Below are 12,475 nucleotides of genomic sequence, written 5' to 3'. Positions count from 1 at the left end.
GGCGAGGGAGGGAAATAGCCGAATGGAAGATAGACTTGAACGTATTAAGAAGCAATTGCATGCCGCCAGCTATAAGCTGACGCCGCAGCGTGAGGCGACGGTCCGCGTGCTGCTGGAAAATGAAGAAGATCATCTGAGTGCGGAAGACGTGTACCTCCTAGTAAAAGAAAAATCGCCAGAGATCGGACTTGCAACAGTGTATCGCACGCTGGAATTATTAACGGAGTTAAAGATAGTTGATAAAATTAACTTCGGTGACGGAGTTTCACGCTACGACCTGCGGCAGGAAGGGGCATCCCGGTTCCACCATCACCTCATTTGCACGGAATGCGGCGACGTGGAGGAAATTCAAGAGGATCTGCTTGGCGAGGTAGAACGGAAGGTCGAGCAAAACTGGAGATTCCGGGTGAAGGATCACCGTTTGTCCTTTTATGGAACATGCCGGAACTGTCTTGAGAAGGAAGAACAAACAAAAGAGCAATAACCTTTTCCAAAAGCGGAAAAGGTTTTTTTGTTATGTATAAAGCCTGTAAAGCTTGGCATATCTTGTAACAGAGGCTGTCCCGCCAAAATCATGGACAACGGAGGACGAGTATGCGACAAGCGGCAAGAGTCATGTTTGATGTCGTAAAGGTATTTATTTTGTTTACGGGTTGTACGGTTTTGTTCTATTTCGCTATACTATGGGTAAATGAGGAATACCAAAGCTATCACCGGTATGATAAGCCGTCAGGCGAAACGGTGGAGGAGGTATCGGGCCCGGTGCAGCCGGAGGAGGAGAACTGGATGCACCGGCTTGTATTCTTCTATGAAAATGGGGAGTAGTGGCGATTGGAAGATCAATTGAAGGACTTTATGCATTTTATGCTGGTGGAGAAGGGGCTCTCGCAGAATACGATTGTTTCCTATGAACGTGACCTGAAAAGTTATATGAAGTATATACAGAAGGTAGAGCAGGCGGCGTCTTTTTCAGATGTGACGAGACAGCATGTGCTGGGCTTTCTATACTATTTGAAGGAGGCGGGCAAATCAACGAAAACCATTGCCCGCCATGTGGCGTCCATTCGTTCCTTTCATCATTTCCTGCTGCGGGAGCGGCTGTCAGCCCATGACCCGACGCTTCATATTGAGACGCCGCAGGGAGAGCGCAGGCTGCCGAAGGTGCTGAGCGTCGCGGAGGTGGAAGCCTTATTGGCTGCGCCAAAGGCCGGCACTGGCTTTGGCATGCGGGACAAGGCGATGCTGGAGGTGCTGTATGCAGCCGGACTGCGGGTTTCCGAACTGATTGGCTTGGACCTTGGGGATGTGAATCTCACCATGGGGTTTGTCCGCTGCATCGGAAAGGGAAGCAAGGAGCGCATTGTGCCGCTTGGCGGCTTGGCGACCGAGGCGGTCCGGGCTTATTTGGAGCGCGGCCGCAGTGAACTGGCTGGGAAGAAGACAACGAACGCACTGTTTCTGAACCATCATGGCGAGCGCCTGTCCCGGCAAGGATTTTGGAAGATTCTGAAGCGCTTGGCCGGCGATGCGCGCATTGAGAAGGAGCTGACGCCGCATACGCTCAGGCATTCCTTTGCGACGCATCTGCTTGAGAACGGGGCGGATCTTCGGGCGGTGCAGGAAATGCTGGGGCATGCAGATATTTCCACCACGCAAATCTACACGCATGTGTCCCGGACAAGGCTGAAGGATGTATATAAGCAGTTTCACCCGAGAGCGTAGCAGCGCTCTTTTTTTGTGGTCAGAATCTCCCTTCGGTGGGCTGGACGAGCCGGTTCCGCTTTTCTTGATGTCCAGCTGCACCGGCTAGCCCACTGCCAGGGAGAATCCAGCCCCCAAAAAGGCAAAAAGCGCCTTTTAGGGTCAGGAACCTTCCTTCGGTGGGCTGAATGAGCCGGTTCCGCTTTTCTTCACAGAAATCTCACAAACTGTTTGCAGATTCTTTTCCGGGCCATCCATGGACGGGGTATGCCCCATCTACTATACTAGAATACAAAGGGAGGCGTTACGGATGAGAAAATGGATGATTCTGCCCGGAATGCTGGTGCTGATATTGGCAGGCTGCAGCAGTAAGGAGCATAACAATACTGGCAATAGCGTGATGAAGGAAGTTAAGGTAGAGGTGAAGACAGCACCGGAAAAGCTGGAAGCCAATAAGAAGGTGGAAGTGCAGGCCCTCGTGACGCAGGACGGCAAGGCGGTCGAGGATGCCGAGAGTGTGAAGTTTGAAATTTGGAAGGAAGGCAGCGAGAAGCATGATATGCTGACGGCCAAGCATAAGGATGGGAGCGTGTATGCAGCCGATGAAACCTTCTCGGAAGATGGAGTCTATCATATTATCGCCCATACGAATGCCCGTGATATGCACACGATGCCCGAGGTAAAGGTGACAGTGGGTACAGGGCAGGCAGCGGCGGCAGGCGGACAGCATAATGACAGCGCCCATGAGCATGGGAAGGCTGCCATCACTCTTCATGCGGGAGAGCCGCAAGCCAAGAAAAAAACAGATCTGCTGGCAGATGTCCGATATGAGGAAAAGCCGCTGGCGGGCGCCAAGGTGCAGTTTGAGATTTGGAAGGGCAGCAGCAAGCACGAGTACATTGCGGCTGTGGATGCCGGAAATGGACAATACAAGGCGCAATACACGTTCCCGGAAGCCGGCAGCTATCAGGTGAAGACACATGTGGAAAACACCACCCTGCATGAGCATGTGGAACAAGCTTTGGCAGTAAAATAAACCTTCCCTCGAGGAAGGTTTTTTGCATGTTCATTGCGAAACTGTATAGAAAATGGCATGGCGAGGTTCTGGTGGATATGAAGAAATGGATGTACAGCACTGCTCTGTTGGCGGGCAGTGTTCTTTTGCTGTGGGCGGGCTGGTTCATCTGGCACCGGCTGCAGGAGCGGCAGGAGACGGTGATTGTATTGGATCCGGGCCATGGAGGGGCCTACCCGGGATTTGCGCAGGGAGGCCTGCTGGAGAAGGATATTGTGTTCGAGGTTGCGAAGCAGACGAGAGAGATTTTGGAGCAAAAGGGATATCGTGTGTATATGACGCGGGAGGGAAACAGCGCCTGCAGCGAGGAAGGGTATGTGAAGGACTTGGGCTGCCGTCCGGCCGTTGCGCGCAAGCAGGATGCCGATCTGTTTGTCAGTATCCATGCCAATGCTTTTCCGGGGGATGCAGGGGTGCGCGGCATGGAGGCGTTCTATTTTACTCCGTTTCGGGATAAAGAGGCGGCGGAAGCCATCGGAGCAGCTGTGTCCGAAGCATCAGGCATTCCGCTCCGGTTTACGAAATTCGGCAACTTCAAGGTGCTGCGTGATTCCATTGTGCCCAGCACTTTGATTGAAATCGGGTACATTACGAATCCACAGGATGCGAAGCTGATGGCAGACCGGGAAGGCCAGCGTAAAATCGCGGAGGGCATTGCCTTGGGTATTCAAGCGTTTCGTCCGGTTGGGCAGCCCGAATAGGGCGCCCAGCCGGACAGAAGAATACAAATCTTATTCTTATCAAGAAAGCGGAAACATGATATGATATACGTATATGATGTCTGACATCTGACTTAGGGGTATGTGAAGCATTTTCCAGTATTTCGCGTATACTAGGAGCAGTATGTCTGTATAGGAGGAATCTCTTGTGAAATATAAACGCATTTTTCTCGTGGTCATGGATTCCGTCGGCATTGGAGAAGCGCCGGATGCCGAAAAATATGACGACAAAGGCGCCAACACACTGGGCCATATTGCCGAGCATATGAATGGGTTGCATATGCCCAACATGGCGAAGCTGGGCCTTGGAAACATCGCATACATAAAAGGAGTAGAGCCGGCGGCGCAGCCGATGGCATGCTACACAAAGATGCAGGAGCAGTCTGCAGGGAAGGATACGATGACCGGGCACTGGGAAATCATGGGCCTGCATATCGACAAGCCGTTCCGTGTGTTTCCGGAAGGATTCCCGAAGGCGCTGCTGGATGAACTGGAGGCGAAGACAGGCCGCAAAATCATCGGCAACAAGCCGGCATCCGGCACAGAGATCTTGGATGAGCTTGGCGAGGAGCATATGAAGACGGGAGCGCTCATTGTCTACACATCCGCTGACAGTGTGCTGCAGATTGCGGCTCATGAAGAGGTTGTGCCGCTTGAGGAGCTCTATAACATTTGTGAGATTGCCCGTGAAATGACATTGGATGAGCCGTACATGATCGGCCGCATTATTGCCCGTCCGTTCGTGGGCCGGCCGGGGGCGTTCAAGCGCACGCCGAACCGCCACGACTATGCCCTGAAGCCATTTGGCCGCACCGTGATGAATGAACTGCAGGATGGCGGCTACGATGTCATTTCCATCGGAAAAATTGCTGATATTTATGATGGTGAGGGAGTCACGAAGTCGCTCCGGACAAAGTCCAATATGGACGGCATGGATAAGCTGATAGATACCTTGAAGATGGACTTCACGGGTCTCAGCTTCCTCAACCTGGTGGACTTTGACGCTTTGTTCGGCCACCGCCGCGACCCGCAGGGCTATGGGGAGGCGCTGCAGGAATATGATGCCCGCCTGCCTGAAGTGCTGGAGCTGCTGAAGGAGGATGACCTCCTGTTGATTACGGCGGACCATGGCAATGATCCGGTGCATCATGGCACAGATCATACGCGTGAATATGTGCCGCTGTTGGCATACAGCCCGGGGCTGAAGAGTGGCCAGGAGCTGCCGCTCCGCCAGATTTTTGCTGATATCGGCGCTACCATTGCCGAAAACTTCGGTGTAGCGATGCCAAAGCACGGCACAAGCTTTTTACAGGACTTAATATAAGGAGAGAAGAGTATATGAAGCAACACATTGAAGCATCCGCTTCCTACCTGAAGCAGCAATTCGGCGAAGCGCCGAAAATTGGTTTGATCCTCGGCTCCGGCCTTGGTGTGCTTGCCGATGAAATTGAAGGTGCAGTCCGCGTTCCGTACGAAAGCATTCCGAACTTCCCTGTATCTACAGTAGAAGGCCACGCCGGCCAGCTTGTATTCGGTACGCTGCAGGGCGTCACGGTAGTGGCCATGCAGGGCCGCTTCCATTACTATGAAGGCTATGATATGCAGAAGGTGACGTTCCCGGTGCGCGTGATGAAGGAATTGGGCGTGGAAACGGTGGTAGTGACAAATGCAGCCGGGGGCGTGAATACGTCCTTTGAGCCTGGAGACCTCATGTTGATTTCAGATCATCTGAATTTCATCGGCAATAATCCGTTGATCGGGCCAAATGATGGGGCGCTTGGCGTCCGCTTCCCGGACATGTCCGAAGCCTATTCGAGAGAGCTCCGCCAGCTGGCAAAGGGAGCAGCTGATGGTCTTGGCATTTCTGTGCAGGAGGGCGTATACGTTGGCATGTCCGGTCCTACATACGAAACACCCGCGGAAATCCGCATGCTTCGCACGCTTGGCGGCGATGCGGTCGGCATGTCAACAGTGCCTGAGGTCATTGTGGCGCGCCATGCCGGATTGAAGGTGCTCGGCATTTCCTGTATCTCCAACATGGCAGCGGGCATCTTGGATCAGCCGCTGAATCATGAGGAAGTGATTGAGACGACTGAACGGGTAAAAGCAAACTTCCTGGCGCTTGTAAAAGAAATTGTCAGACAAATGAAGTGAGGATGGGGTGACGCCGGATGAGAATGGTGGACATTATTGCGAAAAAACGCGATGGACATGAGCTGACAACGGAGGAAATTCAGTTTGCAATTCAAGGCTATACAAACGGGACAGTTCCTGATTATCAAATGAGCGCTTTTGCAATGGCTGTCTTCTTCCGCGATATGACTGACCGGGAGCGGGCGGATTTGACGATGGCGATGGTGCATAGCGGCGATACCATTGATCTGTCTGCGGTGGAAGGAATAAAGGTTGACAAGCATTCCACCGGAGGCGTGGGGGATACAACAACACTCGTGCTCGGCCCGCTTGTGGCGGCGCTTGGCGTGCCGGTTGCCAAAATGTCCGGGCGCGGCCTCGGCCATACCGGCGGTACCATTGACAAGCTTGAGGCTGTGCCGGGTTTTCATGTGGAGCTTGAGAACGAGGAGTTCATCCGTCTTGTAAATGAAAATAAGATTGCGGTTATCGGCCAAAGCGGCAACCTGACGCCGGCGGACAAGAAGCTGTACGCCCTGCGTGATGTAACGGCGACCGTCAACTCCATTCCGCTGATTGCCAGCTCCATCATGAGCAAAAAGATTGCTGCAGGCGCGGATGCCATCGTACTGGATGTCAAGACAGGAGCAGGCGCTTTTATGAAAACGGCTGAGGAGGCGCGAAATCTGGCCGAAGCGATGGTGCGCATCGGCAACAATGTCGGCCGAAAGACGATGGCTGTCATTTCCGACATGAGCCAGCCGCTTGGCCTGGCCATCGGCAATGCTTTGGAAGTGAAGGAAGCGATTGATACGCTGCAGGGCAAGGGACCAAAGGATCTGGAGGACCTATGCTTAACGCTCGGCAGCCAGATGGTGTATTTGGCAGGCAAAGCCTCTTCCTTGGAGGCCGCACGGGCGAAGCTGCTTGAAGTCATGCAAAACGGCAAAGCACTGGAAGCCTTCAAGACATTCCTCTTGGCACAGGGCGGCGATACCTCTGTTGTGGATGACCCGTCCAAGCTGCCGCAAGCAACATACGTCGTTGACCTGCCAGCGCAGGCTGACGGATATGTAGCCGAAATTGTGGCGGATGAAATCGGCACAGCTGCCATGCTGCTTGGTGCGGGACGCGCCACGAAGGAATCGGAAATTGATTTGGCAGTGGGCCTGATGCTTTGCAAAAAGGTGGGAGATCAGGTGCGCCGGGGCGAGCCGCTTGTCACCATCCATGCGAACAGCCGGGACATCGAAGAGGTGAAGCAGAAAATTTACAACAGCATCACCATTTCGGCACAGCCGGTGGAAGCGCCTGTGCTCATTCATGATACAGTCACAAGGTAAGCAAGAGCCGGTCCGTGAGGGAAACCTTATGGACCGGTTTTTTTGTATGCTGCTGATGAAAGCCTGCCGCTGTCATCAGCTGAAAAAAAGGATTATGGTATCCCGGCACCGCTCATACTAAGACAGGGTGATGCCGGATGATGCGCATTTGCGCGATAACAAAGCAAGGTGATGTGCGGTACGGTCTTTCCATTGAAGAAATTCAAAGTGATCAAATTGCATGGTATTGGATTGACCTGAATGAACCGACAGAGGAAGAGTACACATTTATTTTGAAGGAGCATTTCCGTTTCCATCCGCTCGCAGTGGAAGATTGTCTGGAATATGTGCAGCGTCCCAAGCTGGATTTCTATGATGGCTATCATTTTCTTGTTGTGCATGCTATTTCACGCGAGGATATGGAGCCTGGGGAAATTGATTTGTTTATTGGGGAAAACTTTCTTGTTTCGTTTCATTTTCATAATGACAAGGCGTTGCAGCGCACTTGGGAGAAGCTGCCGGAGCGGCAGCGGGTGCGGCAGAGTCCGCTTCATCTGACTCATTTCATTATTGATCAGCTCGTGGATAATTATTTCCCGCCCATGTACCATATTGAGGACCGGCTGAATGAAATGGACGACAGCTTAACGAGGGATTCCGCCAGTGAGGTTTTAGAGGAAGTGTTTGATATACGGGCCGATTTGTCCAAAATGCGGCGAACCATTATTCCGATGCGGGATTTGCTGTATCGGATCTTAAATTCGGAGCGTTTCTACGGTGCCAGCGACCACGAAATATACTTCAAGGACATCCATGACCACTTGCTGAAGCTGACCGAGATGATTGAAGCAAGCCGCGAGCTGACGGCGGATATCCGTGACAGCTACTTCTCGCTGAACTCCAACTATATGAACAGCATCATGAAAACACTGACGGTATTCTCCACCATCTTCATGCCGCTGACCTTCATTGCAGGTGTATATGGCATGAATTTCCGGCATATGCCGGAGCTCTACTGGGACTACGGCTACTATATCTGTCTGGCTATGATGGCAGGCATTTTCATCTCCATGATGCTGTGGTTCCATGCGAAGGGATGGTTTAAGTAGGATACAGGCGCAAACAAGGCGGACCCGCAGAGAGTCCGCCTTGTTCCGCAGCCTATGTCTTAGCTGAGTGCGTGCAGCACAAAGGTAAGGAAAAACAGTCCGGCAATCATATAAATGGGCTTGGCAACCTCTCGCTGTTTGCCGAGTGCCAGCTTCAGAATCGGATAAGCCATAAAACCAAAAGCAATTCCGTCTGCGATGCTGTAGGTCAACGGAATCATCACAATCACCAAGAAGGCAGGGAAGCCTTCTGAGAAATCGTGCAGTGGAATCCGTTGAATATGCACGATCATTAAGCCCCCGATGATGATAAGAATCGGCGCAATGGCGCTGTTTGGAATGAGCTTGACAAACGGCAGGAAAAACAGCGATGTAAAGAAGAGCAGTCCCGCTGTAAGCGCCGTGAGCCCGGTTTTGCCGCCAGCTGCAATCCCTGCGGCGCTCTCCACCGTGGAAACAGTCGGGCTCGTTCCAAACAAGCCGCACGTCAGCACGCTGATGGCATTCGATTGGAATGCGCGCGGAAACTTCTCCGGCTTCTCCAGCATCCCGTGCAGCAGACCCATATTTTCAAAAATGAGCACCATGCTCAAGGAAAATACGGCAATCCAAAACGTGACGGACGTCAGACCGGAAAAGGACAAGCTCCCGAACACATGTCCATAGTCCGCCAGCTGAAACGATGCAGCCTGCCCGCTCTCTGCTTTGACAAGGCCGAATGACCACGCAATGGCTGTTCCTGCGGCAATCGTCCAAAGGAAGCTGCCCTTCACGCCGCGGCTGAACAAGATGACGGCAAGCACAAGCGTCAGCAGTGTGGCAAGCACATGCGGATCGCGCAGGCTGCCGAGCGCCACACCCGTGGTGGCATTCGCCACTACAAGTCCGCCCTTTTGCAGGCCGATAAACGCCAGCAACAGGCCGATTCCGACCGTGATAGCCTCCTTCAGCGACTGTGGAATCGTCTGGGACAGAATGCCGGCCAACCGCGTGAAAGCGGTGATGGCAAACAGGATGCCCGATAGAAATACGACTGCCAAGGCTTCCTGCCAACTGAGGCCGAACGAATGGACAATCGTATACGTAAAGAAGGCGTTCACACCCATGCCGGGTACAAGAATAATGGGGGCATTGGCCCGAAACGCCATGAGGAGGCAGCCGGCAGCCGAACTGAATACAGTTGCCAAAATCCCACTCTCAAGCGGAATGCCCGCGTCTGCCAAAATGGCGGCGTTGACAGCAATGATATACACAATGGTGAAGAATGCAGTCAAGCCGGCCGTAAGCTCCTGCCGCACTGTTGTTTGGTGGGCTGTAAGCCGAAATAATGCTTCAAACAATCCTTTCATACGATAACCTGCTTTAATGTGCAGTCCCTCTCCCGCCCATGACACCCTCAAGAAGGGCTCATCAATTCTCTATTATACCAGAAATCTTCCTTTATACATAGGAAAAAGAAGCCTCTACAATAACCGTAACGTTCAGCTCGCCGGGCTGGATCGGCGGGGCATCTGCCTGCATGGCATATACGGCCCGCTGTGCATTCGTCTGTACCTCCGTTACGGATACAGGGATGGCATTAATCTTTACACCGAGCGTTCCTGCAATGGTTCTTGCTTTTGTCCGGGCATTGTTGACAGCCCTTGTCAAGGCTTGCTCGTAGGCGACAGATGGATCCGAAACACGGAAGGAAAGGCCGCGGGCCACATTCGCTCCTGCCTGCACGGCGGCGGCATACACCTCACCGGCCCGCTGCACGTTGGCAACTCGAATTTCAAACAGGTGCTCCACGCGGTAGCCTTGCAGGGTACCTGCCCCGTCCTTGTAGTCATATTCAGGGTTAATGGTATAAGAAAGTGTCTGAATGTCCTGATCCGGAATCCCGAGTGTCCGCAGCGCTGTGAGCAAGGCGTTGGAAAGGCGGGCATTTTCACTTTGTGCCGCTTTCACATCCAGGTTTTCAGTCTGTACGCCAATTGTCAGAGAAACCAAATCAGGCTTGGCAGTTGCGGTGCCTTCTCCTTGTACATTTATATTCGCGGGTCTTGCTGTGCTGCTGTATGCTTGAAGCGGATTCAAACCAAATTGCATCCGTCTCACTTCCTTTCTGTTCATGCTTTTATGTATATGAGCGGTATGGAGGAAATTTTCACATTGAATTCATCAATTCCGCTTTATCAGAATAATGTAAATTAAAAACATGCAGGGAGTGAGGGCATGGAGGACCGTGATGTGCTGATTGGACAGATTGGTTTGCGATTCCGCAAAATTGGCCGGATGCTGCAGGAGGAAGTGAATGAAGCTTTCCGCAGTTATATGGCCTGGAACGAATTTGAGGTGCTGCGTATGCTGCATCAGAGAGGTCCACAGACAGCCACAGAGCTTGCCTGTGAATTGCGGGTATCACCAAGCCATATTACAGCTGTCGGAGACATGCTCGTGAAGGGAGAGTACGTGAAGCGCTATCGGTCAAACAAAGACAGGCGCCTTGTGTTCATGGAGGCTACGGAAAAGGGAAAAGAGGTATCGGATATATTGGAAGCAAAGCGGGCAGATTACATCCGTAATAAGTATCAGATCTATACGACAGCGGAACTGGTTATGCTGTTGGGGCTGTTGAACCGCTTGTTTTAGGCAAAATAATGTGAAGAATTTGTAAATATATATCACATGGCGGATGGAAAGTCAGAAGAGACTGTATACAAGGACCTGAAACATCCATTATAATAAGGAAAATAATCTATGAAAAAGGGTCGAGAACAGTGAGAGACGAACGCGAAGCATTTATTTTAAATTTATCGAATTCCCTCAGAACGCTGCTGCGCACGGTGCAGCACGATGTCAACGAGCTGTTTTCCGAGTACATGCCTTGGAACGAGTTCTCTGTGCTGCGGGCGCTTTACGCCAAAAGCCCACAAATGGCTTCCCAGATTGCCAGTGAGGTAAATGTTACATCGAGTCACATCACAGCGGTAACAGACCGTCTTGTCCGCAAAGGCTTTGTAACACGACAGCGCTCTGACTCAGACCGCCGGATTGTCTATCTGGAAATTACGGAAACAGGGCGGGACGTTGCAGAGAAGCTGGAGGAAATGCGCAAAAACTATTATGGCGAAAAGTTTGCGGATTGGAGCAACGAGGAAATCAAGTACGTCATTGAACTATTTGAACGCGTATTGTAGAAGAGGGGGTCCCCTCTTTTTTGCGTTTAAGCAATTTGGTATAGGAGCCGCTCCCTTTCTCCACAAGGATACGGTTTTCAGACAAAAGAGGAATAAGGCGACTGGAAACGAAGAGAAGCCCTCCGATCAGGAGAGCTTTTTTTGTTATCTCCCCGGCCAGGCAAGCCGCAGCCGCATAAGCCGCTTCAGCAGCCAGTAGGACATGCAGCCGGCGATGAACGATATAGCGTAAAAGAGCAGCGGTGCCGGTGCAATCAGTCTGCCCGTCGCCATGGCGCCGCCGACAAGACCGCAGCAGACAGCGGCACAAATCAAACACAGCTTTGCCAAAAGCGGGTACAGCAGAATTTTGCCGTTATTCTCGTTTGGCGAACGTTCGTATAATCTCATGCCAATGAGAACACTGAGCAGGATGTATACAGGCGAAACAAGCAGCGACCAAACCGGGTACGGCATAAGGAGTGCCCCACAGGAAACCCACTGCTCGCCCGGCTGCTCCGGTGCACGGCCTTTTGGATCCAGATTGTAGGAAATGGAGAGGTCCATAAACGGCGCAGCCGGCGACAGGGCGACAGCCGCCTTTTGAATTGGTTCCATTTGCGCATAATACTGCGGCTGTTGCTCAGGAATATGCAGCCGATACATATAATTCCCCAATGAAAACAGCCCAAGCGGCAGAAGGAGCAGAATCAAGCTCAGCACCGCCTGTGATACAATGTTGCCGGTCATCGTGCCGACGAATAAAGTCAGGCTGAATACAGCGCTCAGGGCAGCAAAGGAAAGGAAGAAATAGATGCTCCAGACGGTAAAATCCTGATATAAATCGTGGATGGTTGTTTTCTTAACTAGAAACATAAACCCCCAACTCACAGCATGCAGGAGCAACAGATGGCTGATGCCAAATGCCCATTGCGACAAAAAGATGCTCCGGCGGGAAAAGGGCATGGACCATAGGATATCCATCATCTGATTGGCGCGCGCCCAGCCGATGAGAGCGCAGGCAAGCGCAACCACTGCGGCTATTTGCAGCAAGATGGCACCGGACGGCTCCCAATAGTAACTATAGCTGTAGGACTCTCCGCTTTGCAGGCGCTGCCACTCCGTGGACAATGCCGCATTATAATACTCATAAGGAAGCAGAAACAGGGTCATCAGCCAAAGCGCAATGAGAATCCACTTTGTCTGCTTGAAATGCTGCTGCCATAATGTGCGGGAAAACATAGGTACCACCTCC

General features: G+C 52.2%; 14 protein-coding genes. 11 read left to right on the top strand and 3 right to left on the bottom strand.

Annotation, left to right across the window (positions count from 1 at the left end; translation table 11 throughout):
- The first annotated feature begins 22 nt into the window (after positions 1 to 22).
- The 9 genes from fur to corA all read left to right on the top strand — a co-directional run bounded on the left by fur (position 23) and on the right by corA (position 8,059).
- The gene (gene fur, locus NK662_RS00230) at positions 23 to 484 is read left to right on the top strand and encodes a ferric iron uptake transcriptional regulator (protein WP_254756170.1); all 462 of its coding nucleotides are present in this window, start codon (positions 23 to 25) and stop codon (positions 482 to 484) included.
- Positions 485 to 594: 110 nt separating this feature from the next.
- Positions 595 to 825, top strand: a complete 231-nt coding sequence (locus tag NK662_RS00225; protein WP_254756168.1) for a YqzK family protein — start codon at positions 595 to 597, stop codon at positions 823 to 825.
- Between the two features lie 6 nt (positions 826 to 831).
- Positions 832 to 1,722: a site-specific tyrosine recombinase XerD gene (gene xerD, locus NK662_RS00220; protein WP_254756166.1), complete on the top strand. Its 891-nt coding sequence runs from the start codon at positions 832 to 834 to the stop codon at positions 1,720 to 1,722.
- A gap of 289 nt (positions 1,723 to 2,011) precedes the next feature.
- Positions 2,012 to 2,737 (top strand): FixH family protein, encoded by a 726-nt coding sequence (locus tag NK662_RS00215; protein WP_254756164.1) that lies wholly within the window; start codon positions 2,012 to 2,014, stop codon positions 2,735 to 2,737.
- A 26-nt stretch (positions 2,738 to 2,763) separates the two neighbouring features.
- On the top strand, positions 2,764 to 3,477 hold the full coding sequence (locus NK662_RS00210; RefSeq protein WP_254756162.1) for an N-acetylmuramoyl-L-alanine amidase family protein: 714 nt from the start codon (positions 2,764 to 2,766) through the stop codon (positions 3,475 to 3,477).
- Positions 3,478 to 3,643: 166 nt separating this feature from the next.
- Positions 3,644 to 4,819, top strand: a complete 1,176-nt coding sequence (gene deoB, locus NK662_RS00205) for a phosphopentomutase (RefSeq protein ID WP_368736042.1) — start codon at positions 3,644 to 3,646, stop codon at positions 4,817 to 4,819.
- Positions 4,820 to 4,833: 14 nt separating this feature from the next.
- Positions 4,834 to 5,649: a purine-nucleoside phosphorylase gene (locus tag NK662_RS00200; protein ID WP_254756160.1), complete on the top strand. Its 816-nt coding sequence runs from the start codon at positions 4,834 to 4,836 to the stop codon at positions 5,647 to 5,649.
- A gap of 17 nt (positions 5,650 to 5,666) precedes the next feature.
- Positions 5,667 to 6,971: a pyrimidine-nucleoside phosphorylase gene (locus NK662_RS00195; RefSeq protein WP_254756158.1), complete on the top strand. Its 1,305-nt coding sequence runs from the start codon at positions 5,667 to 5,669 to the stop codon at positions 6,969 to 6,971.
- A 137-nt stretch (positions 6,972 to 7,108) separates the two neighbouring features.
- Complete coding sequence (gene corA / locus NK662_RS00190) at positions 7,109 to 8,059, top strand: magnesium/cobalt transporter CorA (protein WP_254756156.1); 951 nt, start codon at positions 7,109 to 7,111, stop codon at positions 8,057 to 8,059.
- A gap of 59 nt (positions 8,060 to 8,118) precedes the next feature.
- Here corA and NK662_RS00185 read toward each other — a convergent pair whose 3' ends face one another.
- The gene (locus NK662_RS00185; protein WP_254756154.1) at positions 8,119 to 9,408 is read right to left on the bottom strand and encodes an NCS2 family permease; all 1,290 of its coding nucleotides are present in this window, start codon (positions 9,406 to 9,408) and stop codon (positions 8,119 to 8,121) included.
- 91 nt (positions 9,409 to 9,499) lie between these two features.
- The gene (locus tag NK662_RS00180) at positions 9,500 to 10,150 is read right to left on the bottom strand and encodes an SIMPL domain-containing protein (protein ID WP_254756152.1); all 651 of its coding nucleotides are present in this window, start codon (positions 10,148 to 10,150) and stop codon (positions 9,500 to 9,502) included.
- A 126-nt stretch (positions 10,151 to 10,276) separates the two neighbouring features.
- Here NK662_RS00180 and NK662_RS00175 point away from each other — a divergent pair, with 126 nt between their 5' ends.
- Positions 10,277 to 10,693, top strand: a complete 417-nt coding sequence (locus NK662_RS00175) for a MarR family winged helix-turn-helix transcriptional regulator (protein WP_254756150.1) — start codon at positions 10,277 to 10,279, stop codon at positions 10,691 to 10,693.
- A 128-nt stretch (positions 10,694 to 10,821) separates the two neighbouring features.
- Positions 10,822 to 11,241: a MarR family winged helix-turn-helix transcriptional regulator gene (locus NK662_RS00170; RefSeq protein ID WP_254756148.1), complete on the top strand. Its 420-nt coding sequence runs from the start codon at positions 10,822 to 10,824 to the stop codon at positions 11,239 to 11,241.
- Positions 11,242 to 11,385: 144 nt separating this feature from the next.
- Here NK662_RS00170 and NK662_RS00165 read toward each other — a convergent pair whose 3' ends face one another.
- Complete coding sequence (locus NK662_RS00165; RefSeq protein ID WP_254756146.1) at positions 11,386 to 12,462, bottom strand: hypothetical protein; 1,077 nt, start codon at positions 12,460 to 12,462, stop codon at positions 11,386 to 11,388.
- Positions 12,463 to 12,475 lie beyond the last annotated feature (13 nt).

It is taken from the genome of Ectobacillus ponti (assembly GCF_024294785.1).
Taxonomy (GTDB): Bacteria; Bacillota; Bacilli; order Bacillales; family Bacillaceae_G; genus Ectobacillus; species Ectobacillus ponti.
The sequence above is the reverse complement of the archived record's forward strand: the minus strand, read 5'-3'. Positions and strand labels throughout refer to the sequence as shown.